Genomic DNA, 15,691 nt, shown 5'->3' on the forward strand with positions numbered 1-15,691 from the left:
TGCGGCATGAACGAGCCCAACCCGTTCCTGGACCCCGCCCGGCAGTCGGAGCTGTACGGACACGCCTCGCGGCTGGCCGGGCGGACAAGCGCCCTGATGCGCGCCAAGACCGCCGGACACCCGGTGCCCGAGACGATCGTCAGCCTGGTGCAGACCCACCATGCCCGGCCCGACCGGCTCGGCGTGGTGCTCGACATCGGCTGCGGTCGCGGCACGAGCAGCCTCGTCATCGCCGAGCAGCTCCGGCCCATGCGCGTCGTGGGCCTGGACGCCGCCCCCTCCCTGCTCGCCCAAGCCCGCGAGCGCGTTAAGGACCTGCCCGACAGCACGGTGGAGTTCGTCGAAGGCGACTTCCACGACCTCCCTCTGCCCGACGGGTCGAGCGACGTCGTCGTCGCGGCGTTCTGCCTCTACCACTCGCCGCGCCCCGAGGACGTCGTCGGGCAGATCGCCAGGGTCCTCGCCCCCGGTGGTGTGGCCGTGCTCGTCACCAAAGGCCTCGACAGCTACCGGGAGATGGACCAGCTGGTCGCCTCCGCCGGTCTCGATCCGCGTGCCGCCCAGCACGAGAGCCTCTACACCGCAGCCCACAGCGGCAACCTCGCCGTGGTGGCCGCCTCCTCGCTCGACGTGATCGCCGTCCTGGACGAGAAGCACGTCTTCACCTTCGACGGCCACGACCACACGGCGCAGTACCTGGCCACCAATCCCAAGTACGACCTGGCGCCCGGCTTGTACGGCAACCCCGGGGCCTTGGCGGCGACCCTGCACGAGTTCCTTCCCGACCAGCCGCTGACCACCCGGTCCCGGATCACCTTCGTCGTCGCCCAGCCGAAGGAAGGAGGTGAGCCGGCATGAGCCCCGCCTCGTTCACCAAGCGCTACGCGGAACCGGAGCGCGCGGCGGGGGCGGTGCGCCACTACCGGTGGCTCACCGCGTACGCCAAGCCGCTGCGGCAGCCGGCCCTCCACACTGCCGGACCGCAGTCCCTGACGTTCGAACGGATCGAGGGCCGCCCCGTACGTCCCGAGGACCTCCCGCGTGTGGCGGAACTGCTCGGCCACGCCCACGGTGCCGCCTGGGCCAGCGACCTGCACTCCGCGTCGCTGGACACCCCGCACCACTTCGAGGACGGCACGCAGTTCGACGACTACCTCGGTCCCCGGAGGGTCGCTCTGCGGCGACGCCACGAGCAGGGCTACCTGCCGAACAAGACGGCACTACACGCGATGCTCGGCCTGCTGCAAGCGACCGCCGAGGGACCGTGCGCCTTCTACAAGGACAGCAACCCGCGGAACTTCATCATCACCAGCACGCAGGACATCGTCGCCGTCGACACCGACGACCTGTCCCTCGCCCCGCTGGGCTACGACCTCGCCAAGCTCGTCGCGACGCTCCACCTGACCTACGGGCCGCTCACGGACCAAGCCGTCACCACCGCCCTGCTCGCCTACAACGCGGCAGCCCGACGCCACGACGCCCGGCTGGGCACCACGGACCGGGGTCAGCTCGACAGCTTCCTCGGCCTGCACGCCGTGCTCACCGCCCCGTACGTCGGCCGCAACGGCTACCACTACAGCCTGCCCCTCCGTTTCAGCCACCGAGGAGCCTCATGATCACCACCGAACTCGTCTTCGTCCGGCACGGCCAGGCCCAGTGCAACGCCGACGGCCTCGTCGGGGGCCCGCGCACCTGCACCGGCCTGACCAACCTCGGGTACGCCCAAGCCGAACAGGCCGCACGCCGCCTGGCCACCGAGCACCTGAAGAAGCCCTTCGACGTCATCTACACCGGCCCGCGGATCCGCCTCGTCCAGACCGGCGAGATCATCGCCCAGACGCTCCAGATCCCCGTGCACCACGACGACCGACTCGACGGCCCGGTCCACGGCGACGCCGACGGCCGGCCCTGGGACGCGGTGAAGACGGCCGCCGACGGCGGCCCGCACGCCCACCCCGACACACCCTGGGCCAACGGCTCCGACACCTGGAACGGGTTCCTGGAGCGCGCCAGCAGGAACCTGAGCCAGCTCATCGAGGAGAACCACGGCAAGCGCGTCGTCTTCGCCGCCCACGGGGAGACGGTGATCACCGCACACACCCTGCTGCTCGGCATCCCGATCGGCTCGCCCGCCGGGTTCACCCACAACCACGCCTCCATCACCCGCTGGCAGCACCACCGCAACCGCCTGGGCCAGACCCGCTGGATGCTCGACCGGCACAACGACACCGAGCACCTCAGTCTCCTCACGCCGGAGCCGACCCCGTGATCGCGACCTCGCGCGACCCCCGGATACAACTGGCGCACCTTCTCCTCGGCGCAGTCGACATCGCAGCGGACCCCGCTCTCCCGCCCCGCGTCGTACGCCTAGTGGCCGGCGACGGGCGTCAGTTCATCGCGAAGCAGCACGCGGAGCGAGACCGGTACACCGGAGAACTCCACGCCTACGGGGCGTGGGGCACCCATCTGACCGGTCATGCGCCGGAGTTGGTCGGCCGGGATGACGCCACCCGCACCCTGCTGCTCACCGCACTCGCAGGCGACCGCGCTGACACCTTCGCTCCGGGCTCGCCCGAGGAGGAGCTGGCCCACCACGAGGCCGGGCACGTGTTGGGCAAGCTGCACCGGGCCACGGCCATGCCCCAGGGCGGTGCCGTCGGCGCCTCGCTCGCCGAGCGGTTCCAGGGGTGGATCGACCGGGCCATCCACGCCGACCTGCTCGACGCGGCCGAGGAGAACCTGCTGAAGCACCACGCGGTGATCCTGGGCGCCAGCCACATGGACAGCGCGATCTGCCACCTCGACTATCAGCCGCGCAACTGGCTGCTCGGCGACACCTTCGGCATCTACGACTTCGAGCACATGCGACGCGACGCCCGGGTCCGCGACTTCGCCCGGCTCGAATTCCGACGCTGGCAGGCCGCACCCCACCTCCGCACCGCCTTCTTCGACGGATACGGACGCTCGCCCAACGACACCGAACGCCGCCTCCTGGAGTCCTTCGGCGCCATCGAGGCGGCCACATCCCTGGTCAAGGGCCACCAGGAGAACGACACCGCCCTCAGCGCGCACGGCAGAACCGTCCTGTCCCGGCTCACCTGACCAGCCCCTTAGACGACACCTCTCTGGAGATCCCCGTGCCACAGCACGAGCAGCCCTCGACCAACGCTTACCCCCGACGGGCCGTGGTGACCGGCTCCGCCGGATTCATCGGCTCCCACCTCGCCCACGCCCTCGTCCAGGCCGGCACCACCGTGATCGGCGTGGACCGCCGAGACCCCTCCACCGACCCGACGGCCGCCGCCAACCTCGCCGCGCTGCGGGGCCGCCAGGGATACCACCACGTCACGGCCGACCTCCTCCACTGCGCGATCGACCCGCTCCTGATCGACGCCGACGCGGTCTTCCACCTTGCCGGCATCCCCGGCGTGCGGCCCTCCTGGGGACCGCAGTTCGGCGACTACCTCGCGTCCAACGTGCTGGCCACCCACCGCGTCCTCGAAGCCTCCACCCGGACCGGCGTCCCCCGACTGGTCGTCGCCTCCTCCTCCAGCGTCTACGGTCCGACCGACGGCGACGCGAGCCTCGAGACCGACCGCCCCAATCCCGCCTCCCCGTACGCCGTGACCAAGCTGGCCGAGGAGCAGCTCTGCCTCGCCTACGCCGAGCGTCCCGGCGGCCCCAGCGTCGTCGCCCTGCGGTACTTCACCGTCTACGGCCCCCGGCAGCGCGCCGACATGTTCACCCACCGCGCCCTGTACGCCGCCCTGACCGGACAGCCCCTGCGCCTGTACGGAGACGGCCACCAGCGCCGCGACTTCACCTACATCGACGACGTGGTCGCCGCCACGATCGCCGCCAGCGTCGTCCCGAACGCTCACGGCCCCATCAACGTCGGCGGCGGCTCGAACGCATCGCTGCTGGACGTGGTCAACATCGCCAACAGCCTCACCGGCCGCGAGATCCAGCTCCACCAGGACCACGTGCGCAACGGGGACGTTCTCGTCACGCGTGCCGACCCCAGCCGTGCGGGAGAGGTCCTCGGCTGGCAGCCGCGCGTCGACCTCCACAGCGGACTGCGCGCGCACATGCAGGCTCTGGCCGCCCCGGTGCCGGACTACAGCCGGGCCGCGTAGCCCTACGCCTCGGAACCCGAGAGGAGTGCCCATGGAAACCCCCGAGCGAGCACGGCTGGACGCCTTCTTCCGGAGGATCACCGCACAGTTCCCCGCCGGGCAGGCGATCACGACGCTGGTCATCACCCACCTGCTCCCGGAACGACCGGCGTTCTTGCACGCCATGACCGCGGTGTCCACGATCGGCGCCGTCCTCCCCAAGCCCCGGTCGATCCACCAGCCGACCCTCGACACCGTCCGCCGCACCCTGCCGGTCCACGACCTGAGCCGGGAGCGGTTCACCGACGAGACCCAGGCCCTGCACTACCTGGAGGACACGGCCGGCGGCCAGGACGTCGTCCTGGTCGACATCGGCGGGTACTTCGCGGCCAGCCTCGACACCCTCGTGAACAAGTTCTCTGGGCGCATCCTCGGCGTCGTCGAGGACACCGAGAACGGACACCAGCGGTACGCCGCTCTCGGCTCGCTGCCGTGCCCGGTCGTGTCCGTGGCCCGCTCACCGCTCAAGGACTGCGAGGACCACCTCGTCGGCCGGTCCATCGTGTTCTCCACCGACGCCCTCGTCCGCGCCCGCGGGGACATCCTCACGAGCCGCAGCGCCTGTGTCATCGGCTTCGGCAAGATCGGCCGCTCGATTGCGCAGACCCTGCGCGCCCAGGACCTGCGCGTCACCGTGTACGACAACGACGCGGTCAAGCGGGTACAGGCGCACGCCCTCGGCTTCCGCACCAGCTCGTCCACCACCGAGGCCGTCCACGACGCGGAACTCGTCCTGTGCGCCACTGGCAATCTCGCCCTCCGGCACGAGGATTTCGCCGCCCTGCGCAACGGCGCCTACCTCGGATCGGTGACCTCTTCCGAGGACGAACTCGAACTCAGCAGCCTTGATGACCTCTACGAACGCCAGCCCGTCGAATCGCAGTTGACTCGATACGAGGTCACTGGCCACTACTTCTACGTCCTCGCCGACGGGGGTGCCGTCAACTTCGTGCATGGCGCCGCCGTCGGCACCTACATCCACCTCGTCCAGGCCGAGATACTCGCCGCCACCGCCGCACTCAGCCACGCGCGATTCCAGCCCGGACTGCACGAGATGCCGGCGGCCGACCGCGACACCATCGCCAGAACCTGGCTCCGCCACTTCGAAAGGTGACCTCGTTGCCTCCCTCCACCGAACACGTCCGCGCCGTCACGGAGGCGTACCTCGCCCGCCACCCGGACGAGCGCGCTTCCCTGACGATGCTGTTCGCCGTGCTCGCTGGCGCGGACGATCCCACCAGCCGCAAGACCTTCCCCGCCCACGTGACCTGCAGCGCCATCCTCATCAACGGTGAACGGCACGTGCTCCACATCCTGCACAAGGCGTCCGGGAAGCTGCTGGCGCCCGGCGGGCACAACGAACCGTCCGACCAGCTCCTGCGCGACGCAGCCCTGCGCGAGCTGCACGAGGAGGCCGGCATCCCGCCCAGCGCCGTCGTCGCCCTCGCCGGCCACGAGGACATCCCCCTCGACATCGACGTGCACGCGATCGACGCGAACCCGTCGAAGAACGAGCCGGCCCATCACCACGTGGACTTCCGCTGGGCCTTCCACCTCGGGGCCGATCACGCGGTGACGCTGCAGGAGGAGGAGGTCGACGGCTACCAGTGGCGGCCGTTCGCGACTACCGCCTCACCCACCGTCCGCGCCAAGCTCGCCCAGCTCACCTGAAGCCCCCCGAACCCGACCACCAGGAGGACGCCGTGGCCGCCACCACAGCCCGACCGACCGACGCCGAACGGCGCCGGCACATCGCCGTCATACCCTGCCGCTGGGGTGCCTCCCGCTTCCCCGGCAAACCACTGGCCCTCCTCGGCGGCAAGCCGCTGCTCTGGCACGTCCACCAGCGCTGCCTGGAGGCCCAACGCCTCGCAGGGGCCGTCGTCGCAACGGACGACGAACGCATCGAAGCAGCGTGCCGCGAACTCGGCATCGACAGCATCCGTACCGGGGAGCACCTCACCGGCACCGACCGCGTCGCGGAGGTCGCCGAACGTCTGCCAGCCGACGGATACATCAACGTCCAGGGCGACGAGCCGTTCATCTCGCCGACCGCCATCGACGTCGTCTCCGAAGCCCTGGAATTCACTCCGCCCGGCACCTTCGCCGTGAACGCCTACACCGAGCTGGTCGACGTCGGCGCCGTCCTGGACCACAACGTCGTCAAGGTCGTAGTGACGGCCCGCAGCGAGGCCCTCATGTTCTCGCGCCAGCCCATCCCGTACCCAAGGGGCGACCGGCCGAAGTACCTGCGTCAACTGGGCCTCTACGGCTTCACAGGCAAGGCTCTCCAACACTTCCGTCAGCTCCAGCAAGGGCCCCTGGAGCGTGCCGAAGGAGTAGAGATGCTGCGTTTCGTCGAACACGGCCACGCCGTACAGATGGTCCCTGTCCTGGACGACGGTGTAGCGGTAGACACCCCTGAGGATCTGACGCGAGCCGAGCGCTTCCTCGATCAGCTCGACGGAGCGGTTCATAGGCGTGGGACCGCACGGCCTTCTGCACGGTGGGACGGAATCACCTCATCCGCGACTCGTGTCCGATCTTCGGAAAGCCCCCGCTCTCACTCCTAGCGAACAGCAGCTCCGGGGCCTGCCTACTCGCCCCCAGAGCGGCTCACTCGCTAAGCGACCCTCGGGCTAATTAAGGACGGGAAGCGAGGTCAGACCGCGTACAAGACGGGCGTGCCGCCACTGAAGCTGGTCGGGCGGTGCGGCGAGCCGCAGGCCTGGGAACCGTGCCAGTACCGCGCGCAGCGCGATTTCGGCCTCGGCCTTGGCCAGCGGAGCGCCGACGCAGCGGTGGATGCCGTGCCCGAAGGCGAGGTGGCCGGCAGCGCCCCGGTCCGCATCGAGTTGGTCCGGTGACGGGAACCGTTCCGGGTCGCGGTTGGCGGCTCCGAGGACGACCAAGACCGGTGCGCCTGTTGGGATGTCAGTGCCGCCGAGTGTGACGGCCTCGGTGGTGTACCGGAAGGTGGCCGTGCTGACGGGGGAGTCGAATCGAAGCAGTTCGTCCAGCACCGCAGGGATGTCGTCCGGGTTCTGGCGGAGGCGGTCGAGTTCGGCCGGGTGCTGGAGCAGGGACAGGGTTGCGTTGCCGAGGAAGTTGGTGGTGGTCTCGTGGCCGGCCACGAGCAGGAGCACCGCGAGAGAGACCAGTTCCTCCTCACTGAGCCGGTCGTCGCCGTCGCGAACCGAGATGAGGCGGTCGAGGAGCGAGCTGCCGTGGTGTCGGCGCTTGACGGCGATGAGGTCTGTCATGTAGTCGGCCAGGGAGTGCGAGGCCGCGTCGATGACGCCCGGCTGTCCCGCCGCGAACAGTTCGCCGGACCAGCGCCGGATGTCGGGCCGGTCTTCCTCCGGTACTCCGAGCAGTTCGCAGATCACGATGACGGGTAGCGGGACGGCCAAGCCGGTCACGAAGTCGAAGGGCTCACCGACAGGCCACTTGTCCAGCAGGTCGTCGGTGACCCTGGCGATGAACGGGCGCAGTTCCGCGACCGCCCCGGTCGTGAACGCCCTGGTGACCAGCTTGCGCAGCCGGGTGTGCCTGGGCGGGTCGCTCGACAGCATGTTGTGCGCCACCGCGGGGTGGAGGCGCCGCTTTGATTCCTTGCCCGCGAAGAACGCGGCGGTGTCCTTCGAGAGCCGGGCGTCGGCGAGCGCTTCCCTGGCTTCGGCGTATCCGGTGACCAGGTAGCTGAGGCGCCCACCGGACCCGCTGGGTACGGCCTGTACGGGGCATGCCGAGCGCATGGCCGCGTAAGTGGGGTAGGGATCTTGGAGAAAGCGGGGGTCCTGAGTCGGGTCGGTCATGTCTTCAGGTTCCAATCGTTCGTGGCCGGCCGTCGACGCCGACACGCCCGACGTGGGCGTAGGCGTCGGCCACCAGGAGGAGCCACTGTGTGTCGGCCCGAAGATCCTCGCGGGCGGCGGCGTCTACCGACGGAGGTGCGACTTCGTCCGCGTACCGGCCAGCCTTCGAGTCTGCCAGTGCAGCTCGAACCACAGCCGCCTCCACAGCGGCGGCGCCCTGCTCGGTAGCGGTGTGGAAGTTCGACGCCGCGCTCTCCTGCACCCTGCGCGACCGGTACGGCCGGAGGGCGAGGATGCCGTCGCTGATCTCGATGACGCGCCGCTGCAGTCGGAAGTCGGAGTCGTCGGAGATGCCTTCGATGTCCTCGGCCGGCGACAGGACGATCTGCGGCATCGCGGTTGACAGGTCCTGCCAGAGGGGGCGGAGCGTCTCGAAGGACCGGGTTTCCCAGCGACGACGGCGGGCTTGGTTGATCGGGTAGAGGACAGCAGGCCACGTGAGGCCGAGACAGATCAGCAGGACGGCGAGCGCCGGCGAGGTGACGCTGAAGGCGCACGTCGAGGTCACGAGCGATGAGCACTGCGCGTGCGTTTCGTCGCCCAGCCCCAGACCGAGGCCTACGGTGCGCGTCAGCTTGTAGACGACGTAGACGAGAGCGAACACGCAGCCTGCCGCTGCCATCCGCAATCCGACCCGGATGCTGTCGCGCCGAGTCGCCTTCGACTGGCGTACGGCTTGCCTCAGGAAGTCGACCACGGAGAACCCGAGGAAGGAGGTGTAGGGGAGTAGGTAGAGCGCGTAGACCTGCGGAGAACGAGCTGTCAGCTGCTCGTAGGCGAACAGCGCGGTCATGGTGACGACCGACGCGGTGAGCAGGGCGAGACGGACCCTGATGCGTTGCCGCGCCTCGTAGGGTTCGAGGTTGAGCTGGAAGGAAACGGCCAGGACCGCTGTGGCGGCACCCAGAGAAGCGCAGTTACTCAGCAGTCGGCCGATGTGCGGCACGATCGCCTCCGCGACGTTCCTGAACAGCGGCGCATAGGAGGCGAAGGCCATGGCGAAGGAGCCGAGAAGCGCGCCCATGGCCGACGTACCGGTCGGCCGGGGCGTTCCGCGTCCGAGCACCCAGTAGCTGGCTATGGACGCGAGCAGCAACGCCATCCCGAGGAAGACAGCATTCGTCATGCGCGGAGGCGACCTCTCCTGATGGGCTGGGCGAAGAGAGCTTCCCAGCTGTCCGGGCCCCTCTCGGGGCGGTGCGGAGGGGCCTCACGTTCGCGGTAGATGCGTTGGCGGACGACCGTCGCCATCATCTCCGCCTCACGCTCGTCAGCAGTCGAGTAACTCGTCCGCCCGGACATACGCATCACCAGCGTCGGGTTGACCCCCAGGGAGCGGGCCGTGTCCGCGTTGACCTCCAGGCTTCCCGGATGGTCGCAGTACACGTGGCACAGCTCGTGCGTGAGGATGTGCCGCTGGTGGTGGACGGACGTGCCCTCCTCGTAGAAGAGGAGATCGGCGTCCGGGGTCTCGATTCTCATTCCGCACGGCGCTTCGACAGCGCCGAGCGTGCTCAGCGGCTGCAGGACGATGGGCTTCCCGCGAAGCTCGGCTATGGCCTCGCTCAACTGGCGGGTGGTGAATCGGTGCGGCAGACGTAGGAGGTCGATCTGCTCTTCGCACGATGCGCGCAGTCGACGCGTGTCGACTTCTGGCAAGGACACGGTGCTCCCCTTCGGCCTCGGCGGTGCGTCAACTTGTGGGTGGACGGAAGCCCCGAGGATGCCAAGAGAAGGCAGGAACTCACTCTTCCTGGAAGTGGCGGTTCCGATTACGCATGGTGATTGACGGAGGGGGTGAGCCTTCCCGGTCGCACCTCCTCACCGTTTGCCGGAAACGCAAGGGGCCGGTGATTTGGGCGCGAGGCGGTTCGCACTCTGAGTAGTTGACTACTTGATTATCCGTTATGTCTGACTACGCTGAATGACTGAACCATGATCGACCGGATGGGAGGTTGGACTCCCTATGGCGCATGTCACCCGGTGAGCGCATCCTAGGCTCGCCCTTATGGACGTGCGGGGCGGGCGGGTCGCGGGTGGCGAAGGTGGCGGCGAGTCGCTGCCTGAGCTGCTGCGATCGTGGCGGCGGCGGGTGAATCCCGATGAGATCCCCGGGTTGGCCTCTCCGGGCCGTAGGGCGAAGGGTCTGACGCAGCGTGACGTGGCTCGGCTGACCGGGGTGAGTGAACGCTGGTACGGGGCGCTGGAGCGGGGCATGGACGCCAAGTACTCCGCTGACTTTCTCGATCGACTCTCGTCGGTGCTGGGGCTGAGTCGCGCTGAGCGCGATGCCCTGTACCTGATGGCGGTGGGCCATCCGCCGGTGGTCGCCGCAGTTCCGGAGGTCGATGCGGCGGCGGAGATGGACGAGCTGCTGCAGCGGTTTCTGGACGGCCAGGCCCCCGATCCCGCCTTCGTCACGGACCTCGCCTGGAACGTGATCGGTTACAACGAGCCGCTGCTGGACTGGTTTCCGTGGGCGGCTCACCAGGCGAATCAGATGCGATGGGCCTTTCTCAGTCCGGAGGCTCGCGAGCAGCTTGTGAACTGGGAGCAGGACTGGGCTCGCTCCTACCTGGGGCAGATCCGCTACGAGCGCGCCCGCCATCCGGACCACGAAGCGCTGCGACAGCTGGAGCGCGACATCCTCACGAGTTCCCCGGCCGCACGGCAGATGTGGGACCGCCGCGAGGTGGTCGAACACGCCGACGGAGACCTGCGCAGGCTTCGACTTCCCCACCATCGGGGCCGAGAAGTCGGCGTGCGGATCATGGCCCTGCGGCCCATGCGCAGCGACCTTCTCCGGGTGATCGTGCTGATGGAAACCGACTCTGAACCTGTCGAGACGTGATCGACGGGAGCGGTACGCACCTCTGTGTGCGGCCAAGCCCTTACTCGTCGTCGAGCAGTCCCGACGCTTCCGACTCGTCGGGCATTCCTTCCAGTCTTCGGGCCTGGTCGATCACGGTGTTCACCATGTTCAGGCTCGAAGCGCTGAGGCCGTTCGCGCGCAGAGCGACCCGGCGCACCCCCTGGTCGCGCATGGCGGCGACCAACTGGATCTCGGCACGCTGGCGCTCCGCCTCCTCCTCGTCGAAGAAATAGCCCGGGCTCACGCCGAAGAAACCGGCCAACGCGCGGATGGTCTGCATCTTCGGGTTCGAGTTGGTGCCGGTGCGGAGCTGCTGGATGGCGCTTGCGGAGATGGTGACGCCGGAGGTGTCACGGATGCCCTGCGAGACCTCCGCGTAGGTGTAAGGGCCGCGGCCCTTCGGGTGCACCTCTCGGAACAGGTAGTCGAGCAACTCCGAGAAGGTGCGCTCGCGCGATTCGGTCATCTCCAGATCTCCGTCATGGCGGCCATCATATCCACCTCAGTGGTGATCATGGTTACCCAGGTCCAGTGTCTCGCCATTGCAGTTGACGGCATGGCGTAACTGCAATGTACGTTGTGCATCGAAAGTATCCATTGCAGTGTTTCGCTGCTGGTGGGGGCTGGTTCATGGAAGCTGGACTTGGACCGAGGGTCGCCCTATGGTCCTGGTGCCCACAGGCGGAGATCACTGGCCGACGGAACAGCCGGGAGGGGAAGGAGACGAGCACGCGCGGGTCATGACGACCGCGGGGTGCACAGGGGTGCATGAGACCGGCGCCCGGGAGCTACCAACTCCCGAGCACCGGGCCGACACCCCGAGGGGTACCGATCCACATCTCGCGGGCGGCGGGGCTTTTGCACGAGAACCGCCGCACCGCGTTCCTACGAACAACGGAGTATCACATGCTCGCCACGCCGAGCGTCAACCCAGCCTGCCCGGATACCCGACGACAGCACCGTCTCGCTGCTCAGCTCGCAGAGATGATCCCGGGCGCGGCCACGATCCGAGTCAGCCTCACCGACCCGAGCCGGGCGTGGCCCCACCCGAGCGCCGCTATCCGGGACGAGGGCGGGAAGGCCCTGGAGGTGAGCCGGACGACGGCGACGGTCGCCGCCCGCTGGATCCTGCGGGTCTGGCCGGAGGCGGACTGGACCCGGCCGCACACCTTCGACATCCAGCGCGCCGCCCTCACTTGCAGCGACCTTGTCGCCGCCGGTCGGAGCCGCTGACATGGCCCGGATACGCACCATCAAGCCGGAGGCGTTCTTCTCCGAGTCGCTCGCCGAAGTGAGCGTCGAGGCCGAGCGGACCTTCTTCGGCCTCCTCACGCAGGCCGACGACCACGGACGGCACCGCGACAACGCCGCGATCATCGCTGGGCTCCTGTGGCCCCTGCGCGCCGAGCACACCTCGGTCCACGTCGAGGACGATCTCCACCAGCTCGCGAGCGCCGGCCTGATCTGCCGGTACACCGGCTGCGACGGCCGCCGCTACCTCCACATCGTGACCTGGTCCGAGCACCAGAAGATCGACAAACCGAGCCAGTCCCGCCTGCCATCGTGCCCGCAGCACCAGGCTGGCGGCCGGTGCGGCCCCTGCAAGGGCAACTGCACCAAGCAGACCGAGGGCTCGCCCACCACTCCCGGAGGACTCGCCGAGACCTCGCCGAACGCTCCCCGACCCCTCGATCTGCCCGCCCAGGCCACCTCGACGTCTCCCGGGCACGCGATTGTGTCCCCGGCCGACCGGCAGGCAGCCACCGATCACCTGGTCGACGTCCCTGGCGGCTCCCGATCGGAAACCCCAGGTCAGGAGGCATTCCCCGAGGACTCCTCGAACCTTCCCCGAAGCCTGCCCGAAGGCTCGGCGCCTGGATCTAGGATCTTGGATCCTGGATCTCTTGTCCCTACGGGGCGCACAGCGCCCGCAGCCGGCATCTCCGCCAAGGACCTCGTCGGGGAGTACGTCGCCGGGTGCGACCAGCGCCCCCCGAGCGACGTGATCGGGCACCTCGGTCGGATCATCAAGAAGCTCCTGGACGAGGGCATCGCTCCGGTGCACATCCGAGCCGGGCTGGCGAATTTCACGGCGAACCCGAAGCACCCGAGCGTGCTGACCAGCATGGTCAACGAGGCGATGAACGCTCGCTCCGGCGGTTTGGCGCGGCCGGGAATGCGGCCTAACGTGCCCGCCCACCAGGCGTGGACCAACCCGGTCAACGCTTCCGCCGCCTACGCCGAGGAGCTGTGATGCACACCCGTCACCGCGAACCGCAGCTCCTCGGCAGCGAAGCCACCCTGGAGCGCGTGGCCAGGATCCTGGCCGCCCGCAACATCGACCCGGCCTCCGCCACGCTCGCCGACGACGCCGAGTCCTTCTCCCCGCTGGACGCCCTGTTGGCCGGGATGCCCCCGCGCTACCAGGCGGCTGTCGCCGACCACCCCACGGTCCTGGACTGGGTCCGGAAGGTCACCGAGGCAGCCGTCGCCCCCAGCCGAGGAGCCCGTCGACAGGTCACCACCGGACCTAGCCTGCTGATGGCCGGAGTCGTCGGCGCGGGCAAGACACACCAGGCGTACGGCGCAGTCCGAGCGCTGGTGCAGAGCGGCGTCGGTGTTCGCTGGCGCGCGACCACCGCTGCCGACCTCTACGCCGATCTCCGCCCCCGGCCCGGGGTCGACAGCGAGCGGGAACTGGCGGCGGTCAGCCGCTGCCCGCTGCTGATCATCGACGACCTCGGCGCGGCCAAAGCCAGCGAGTGGGTCGAGGAAGTTACGTACCGGCTGATCAACCGGCGGTACAACTACGAACTCCCCACGCTGATCACCACCAACCTGGCGATCAAGGACCTCCGCTCCTACCTCGGGGACCGCGTCGCCAGCAGGCTCGCGCAGATGACCAACCGAGTCGAGTTCGAGGCCGTCGACCGCAGACGCCACAGCGCCGCCGCCTGACCCTCCACAGGCCACCCCGCCGGACCGCGCCCCCGCCGCGCCGCCCCGGGCACCTGCCGCCAGCGCACCTCTCCGCCGACGCCCCTGCGCGCGGAGAGCGATCGGAGCACCCCGCATGACAAGCACGATGAACAGCCCTGCCCGCCACCGCCAGCTCGGCGACCACACCTGGCAGGCCGACGCCGTCTGCCAGAGCACGGAGTACAACCCGGTGGACCCCGAAGCCTTCTTCCCCGAGCCCGACGAGACCGCCAAGATCGCCACGGCCAAGGCCCTGTGCGGCCAGTGCCCGGTGCGCCGCACCTGCCTGGATGCCGCCCTGGAGAGCGGCACCACCGACGGTATCCGTGGCGGACTCACCGAGGAGGAGCGGCGGCCACTGCACGAGAAGATCGCGCACCGCCTCGACTACAGCCGCGTCAACGACACCATCGGCGGACGCGACATCCACCTCACCAAGGCCGAGCGCCGCGCAGTCGTCTACGCCGCCTTCCGCCACGGGGTAAGCGAGCAGCGCCTGGCCTGGCTTCTGAAGATCACCGAAGAGCACGCCCAGAAGCTCTACCGCGAGACCCGCCGGGCCTTGCGCAACCGAGACCTGAACCAGACAGCGAAGACCGCTTCGCCACCCGACGACAGCGGCGAGCACCTGAACCGTGACGACTTCGGGACGGCGGCATGAACACCAGGAGGCTGGCGAAGCCAGCGCACGTATCCGGCTGGGATCGCGCGGCCGTCGTTGCCCTCGGGGGCGCGGGATGCGCGCTGTCGTACGACGCCCTACAGCAGATGGCCGTCGCCATCCACATCCGGGGCTTCCTCACCTTCGCCTTTCCCCTGGTGATCGACGGGTTCATCGCCTACGGCATCCGAGCCCTCCTGGTCCTGCGCGACGCACCGCTGCGCGCTCGGCTCTACGTCTGGACGCTCTTCGGTACGGCCACCGCCGCCAGCATCTGGGCCAACGCACTCCACGCGGTTCGCATCAACCAGGACACGGTCGCCGGCACCGGCCTCCGGCTCGGTAACGCGGTGGTCGCGGTGCTCTCCACCATCGCCCCGCTCGCACTGGCCGGAGCGGTCCACCTCTACATCCTCATTGCCCGGGGCCCGGTCAAGGACACTGACCGGCAGAACCTCGGTCAGCCCGGTCACCTCGGTCAGACCGATCGGGGCGACGCCATCGAGGTCACCCGGACCGACCGAGCCGGTCAGCAGCGGTCAGCGGCCGGTCAGGTCAAGTCCGGTCAGTCGGTCACCGCTCTGACCGACCGGCTGCCGCTGTCCCCGACCGACGAGGACACCGCCACCCGGTCAGCGACCGGAGACTCGGCCCCGGCCACCAGCGGCCAGTCGGTCACCGACCACCGCAACCGGAGCCACGGTGCCCCTGACCTGCCGGGACAGGCGGACAAGGGGCGGACGGTCGCTGACCGCCCCGACAGTGCGGCCCCGGTCGGTGATGGCCAGGGCAGCCCGGCGGCGGTCAGTGCCCCGCCGGTCACCTCGCCGCCGGTCACTGACCGGGCCGCTCGGCCGACTGGTGACCGGCGTCCTGACCCAGACACCGAGGAGCTGCTGAAGATCGCCCGGTCGGCGGTCAGGGCCGAGGACAAACTGACCCGCAAGGTGGTCGCCCAGGCGATCCGAGGTCAGCAGATCCCGCTGTCCAGCGACACCCTGACCGCGCTGATGGCCCAGCTGCGCGAGCAGCACCGCCAGCCGGTCACCTCCTCCCGGCCCTGACCGAACCTCCACGGAGTGGGTGACCAAGCCGGTCACCCCGGCCGGTCACCCGCTCCGCATGT

18 protein-coding genes are annotated in these 15,691 nt (G+C 69.2%); 14 read left to right on the forward strand and 4 right to left on the reverse strand.

The features are described from left to right. Positions 1-6 precede the first annotated feature (6 nt). The 8 genes from QR77_RS32425 to QR77_RS32460 are packed head-to-tail and all read left to right on the forward strand — an operon-like array spanning position 7 to position 6,748. The gene (locus tag QR77_RS32425; RefSeq protein ID WP_040025614.1) at positions 7-858 is read left to right on the forward strand and encodes a class I SAM-dependent methyltransferase; all 852 of its coding nucleotides are present in this window, start codon (positions 7-9) and stop codon (positions 856-858) included. Beyond that, positions 855-1,616, forward strand: a complete 762-nt coding sequence (locus QR77_RS32430) for a phosphotransferase (protein WP_040025616.1) — start codon at positions 855-857, stop codon at positions 1,614-1,616. The genes QR77_RS32425 and QR77_RS32430 overlap by 4 nt, the downstream gene beginning before the upstream one ends. Further along, entirely contained in the window at positions 1,613-2,269 is a 657-nt protein-coding gene (locus tag QR77_RS32435; RefSeq protein ID WP_040025618.1) for a histidine phosphatase family protein, read from the forward strand. The genes QR77_RS32430 and QR77_RS32435 overlap by 4 nt, the downstream gene beginning before the upstream one ends. Continuing rightward, positions 2,266-3,102, forward strand: a complete 837-nt coding sequence (locus tag QR77_RS32440; RefSeq protein ID WP_040025619.1) for an aminoglycoside phosphotransferase — start codon at positions 2,266-2,268, stop codon at positions 3,100-3,102. Before QR77_RS32435 ends, QR77_RS32440 begins: the two co-directional genes overlap by 4 nt. A 35-nt stretch (positions 3,103-3,137) precedes the next feature. Further along, positions 3,138-4,136: an NAD-dependent epimerase/dehydratase family protein gene (locus QR77_RS32445; RefSeq protein WP_236710900.1), complete on the forward strand. Its 999-nt coding sequence runs from the start codon at positions 3,138-3,140 to the stop codon at positions 4,134-4,136. 31 nt (positions 4,137-4,167) lie between these two features. Beyond that, complete coding sequence (locus QR77_RS32450) at positions 4,168-5,289, forward strand: adenosylhomocysteinase (RefSeq protein ID WP_040025622.1); 1,122 nt, start codon at positions 4,168-4,170, stop codon at positions 5,287-5,289. After that, complete coding sequence (locus tag QR77_RS32455) at positions 5,286-5,846, forward strand: NUDIX domain-containing protein (RefSeq protein WP_040025623.1); 561 nt, start codon at positions 5,286-5,288, stop codon at positions 5,844-5,846. Before QR77_RS32450 ends, QR77_RS32455 begins: the two co-directional genes overlap by 4 nt. A gap of 32 nt (positions 5,847-5,878) precedes the next feature. Further along, a complete protein-coding gene (locus tag QR77_RS32460; protein ID WP_052489219.1) occupies positions 5,879-6,748 on the forward strand; it encodes a 3-deoxy-manno-octulosonate cytidylyltransferase in 870 nt (289 codons plus the stop codon). A gap of 66 nt (positions 6,749-6,814) precedes the next feature. Here QR77_RS32460 and QR77_RS32465 read toward each other — a convergent pair whose 3' ends face one another. From QR77_RS32465 to QR77_RS32475, 3 genes are read right to left on the reverse strand one after another with little or no spacing between them, the layout of a single operon-like run. Continuing rightward, positions 6,815-7,993, reverse strand: a complete 1,179-nt coding sequence (locus QR77_RS32465; protein WP_040025625.1) for a cytochrome P450 — start codon at positions 7,991-7,993, stop codon at positions 6,815-6,817. A gap of 4 nt (positions 7,994-7,997) precedes the next feature. Then, positions 7,998-9,155: an MAB_1171c family putative transporter gene (locus QR77_RS32470; protein ID WP_236710901.1), complete on the reverse strand. Its 1,158-nt coding sequence runs from the start codon at positions 9,153-9,155 to the stop codon at positions 7,998-8,000. A 20-nt stretch (positions 9,156-9,175) separates the two neighbouring features. Beyond that, a complete protein-coding gene (locus tag QR77_RS32475) occupies positions 9,176-9,718 on the reverse strand; it encodes a regulator component (protein ID WP_173476387.1) in 543 nt (180 codons plus the stop codon). Positions 9,719-10,061: 343 nt separating this feature from the next. Between QR77_RS32475 and QR77_RS32480 the strand changes: the two genes are divergently transcribed. Next, positions 10,062-10,904, forward strand: a complete 843-nt coding sequence (locus QR77_RS32480) for a helix-turn-helix domain-containing protein (RefSeq protein ID WP_078877427.1) — start codon at positions 10,062-10,064, stop codon at positions 10,902-10,904. A gap of 40 nt (positions 10,905-10,944) precedes the next feature. On the opposite strand, the gene QR77_RS32485 is transcribed toward QR77_RS32480, so the two are convergent. Continuing rightward, positions 10,945-11,391 carry a transcriptional regulator gene (locus QR77_RS32485; protein ID WP_040025626.1) on the reverse strand — a complete coding sequence of 149 codons (447 nt, stop codon included), beginning with the start codon at positions 11,389-11,391 and terminating at the stop codon, positions 10,945-10,947. Between the two features lie 518 nt (positions 11,392-11,909). Between QR77_RS32485 and QR77_RS32490 the strand changes: the two genes are divergently transcribed. From QR77_RS32490 to QR77_RS32510, 5 genes are all read left to right on the forward strand, one after another. Beyond that, positions 11,910-12,158 (forward strand): transcriptional regulator, encoded by a 249-nt coding sequence (locus QR77_RS32490; RefSeq protein ID WP_347359804.1) that lies wholly within the window; start codon positions 11,910-11,912, stop codon positions 12,156-12,158. Between the two features lies 1 nt (position 12,159). After that, positions 12,160-13,179, forward strand: a complete 1,020-nt coding sequence (locus QR77_RS32495) for a hypothetical protein (protein ID WP_040025629.1) — start codon at positions 12,160-12,162, stop codon at positions 13,177-13,179. Continuing rightward, positions 13,179-13,883 (forward strand): ATP-binding protein, encoded by a 705-nt coding sequence (locus QR77_RS32500; protein ID WP_040025631.1) that lies wholly within the window; start codon positions 13,179-13,181, stop codon positions 13,881-13,883. The genes QR77_RS32495 and QR77_RS32500 overlap by 1 nt, the downstream gene beginning before the upstream one ends. Before the next feature lie 115 nt (positions 13,884-13,998). Beyond that, positions 13,999-14,565: a WhiB family transcriptional regulator gene (locus tag QR77_RS32505; RefSeq protein ID WP_040025632.1), complete on the forward strand. Its 567-nt coding sequence runs from the start codon at positions 13,999-14,001 to the stop codon at positions 14,563-14,565. Continuing rightward, positions 14,562-15,629 carry a DUF2637 domain-containing protein gene (locus tag QR77_RS32510; RefSeq protein ID WP_040025634.1) on the forward strand — a complete coding sequence of 356 codons (1,068 nt, stop codon included), beginning with the start codon at positions 14,562-14,564 and terminating at the stop codon, positions 15,627-15,629. The genes QR77_RS32505 and QR77_RS32510 overlap by 4 nt, the downstream gene beginning before the upstream one ends. The last annotated feature ends 62 nt before the right edge of the window (positions 15,630-15,691 follow it).

It is taken from the genome of Streptomyces sp. 150FB (assembly GCF_000818195.1).
Classification (GTDB): domain Bacteria; phylum Actinomycetota; class Actinomycetes; order Streptomycetales; family Streptomycetaceae; genus Streptomyces.

What these genes read in the sequence shown, in the direction of transcription:
- QR77_RS32425 (WP_040025614.1), top strand. Translation starts at nt 7, where the DNA reads ATGAACGAGCCCAACCCGTTCCTGGACCCCGCCCGGCAGTCGGAGCTG.
- QR77_RS32430 (WP_040025616.1), top strand. Translation starts at nt 855, where the DNA reads ATGAGCCCCGCCTCGTTCACCAAGCGCTACGCGGAACCGGAGCGCGCG.
- QR77_RS32435 (WP_040025618.1), top strand. Translation starts at nt 1,613, where the DNA reads ATGATCACCACCGAACTCGTCTTCGTCCGGCACGGCCAGGCCCAGTGC.
- QR77_RS32450 (WP_040025622.1), top strand. Translation starts at nt 4,168, where the DNA reads ATGGAAACCCCCGAGCGAGCACGGCTGGACGCCTTCTTCCGGAGGATC.
- QR77_RS32465 (WP_040025625.1), bottom strand. Translation starts at nt 7,993, where the DNA reads ATGACCGACCCGACTCAGGACCCCCGCTTTCTCCAAGATCCCTACCCC.
- QR77_RS32470 (WP_236710901.1), bottom strand. Translation starts at nt 9,155, where the DNA reads ATGGCGTTGCTGCTCGCGTCCATAGCCAGCTACTGGGTGCTCGGACGC.
- QR77_RS32480 (WP_078877427.1), top strand. Translation starts at nt 10,062, where the DNA reads ATGGACGTGCGGGGCGGGCGGGTCGCGGGTGGCGAAGGTGGCGGCGAG.
- QR77_RS32485 (WP_040025626.1), bottom strand. Translation starts at nt 11,391, where the DNA reads ATGACCGAATCGCGCGAGCGCACCTTCTCGGAGTTGCTCGACTACCTG.
- QR77_RS32490 (WP_347359804.1), top strand. Translation starts at nt 11,910, where the DNA reads ATGATCCCGGGCGCGGCCACGATCCGAGTCAGCCTCACCGACCCGAGC.
- QR77_RS32495 (WP_040025629.1), top strand. Translation starts at nt 12,160, where the DNA reads ATGGCCCGGATACGCACCATCAAGCCGGAGGCGTTCTTCTCCGAGTCG.
- QR77_RS32500 (WP_040025631.1), top strand. Translation starts at nt 13,179, where the DNA reads ATGCACACCCGTCACCGCGAACCGCAGCTCCTCGGCAGCGAAGCCACC.
- QR77_RS32505 (WP_040025632.1), top strand. Translation starts at nt 13,999, where the DNA reads ATGACAAGCACGATGAACAGCCCTGCCCGCCACCGCCAGCTCGGCGAC.
- QR77_RS32510 (WP_040025634.1), top strand. Translation starts at nt 14,562, where the DNA reads ATGAACACCAGGAGGCTGGCGAAGCCAGCGCACGTATCCGGCTGGGAT.